Origin of the sequence: Eubacterium sp. CAG:161, from assembly GCF_000432355.1 — a bacterium.
GTDB classification, from domain to species: Bacteria; Bacillota; Clostridia; order Lachnospirales; family Lachnospiraceae; genus Eubacterium_G; species Eubacterium_G segne.
Genome location: NZ_HF991864.1, coordinates 190 through 864, shown reverse-complemented (window position 1 = coordinate 864; position 675 = coordinate 190). Strand labels below are relative to the sequence as shown.

The following is a 675-nucleotide window of genomic DNA, read 5'->3' as shown; positions in this document are numbered from 1 at the left end:
TACGAGGTCGATGAAGCAGGAAGCCCATTGGCTTAAGACAATGGGTAGTTCACAAAGTAGTGGTTTTATAAAAGCAATAGGTAAAGGATGGATAAGATGGTTAGAAAACATATAATTTTTTATGGAAGAGTTCAGGGAGTAGGTTTTAGATATTATTCAGTATATAAGGCAAGAGCTTTAGGTCTTACGGGATGGGTTAGAAATCTTTATGATGGAACAGTTGAAATGGAAGTACAGGGGAAAGAGAGCGAGATAGACCAGTTAATAATTTTTTTGCAAAATCAGCGATTTATTCTCATAGAGGATATGAAAGTGAAAAGATTGCCTGTAGTTGATGAAAGAGACTTTTATGAAAAATAAGAGGAAAAGCATAATTACTATCAAAAATAAAGCATAAAAACAGATTTAATAGATTGTTTACAAAAAAACAACAAAAAATTTACAAAAAATATTGTTCCGAAATGGGGTTTCATACGTTGTTAATTATAAGAGGATGATAATTAAGAACGGAGGTATTTTTATGAAAAAAATTTTTAAGAGGAACTGTATGAAAAAGGTAGTATCTTTAATGTTGATTGTAGCATTATCATTAAGTGGTGTAAAACCAATAAAAAGTACTGAAGTGGTATATGCGAAAAACAAAAATGTTGAACGTGTGCTGGAAAAGGCAAAGAT

The 675-nt window shown here is 31.1% G+C and carries 1 protein-coding gene; it reads left to right on the top strand.

The window, feature by feature from the left end; all coding sequences use genetic code 11:
• Nucleotides 1–87 precede the first annotated feature (87 nt).
• A complete protein-coding gene (locus tag Q5O30_RS05940) occupies nucleotides 88–360 on the top strand; it encodes an acylphosphatase (protein ID WP_118589466.1) in 273 nt (90 codons plus the stop codon).
• Nucleotides 361–675: the final 315 nt, after the last annotated feature.

What these genes read in the sequence shown, in the direction of transcription:
- Q5O30_RS05940 (WP_118589466.1), top strand. Translation starts at nt 88, where the DNA reads ATGGATAAGATGGTTAGAAAACATATAATTTTTTATGGAAGAGTTCAG.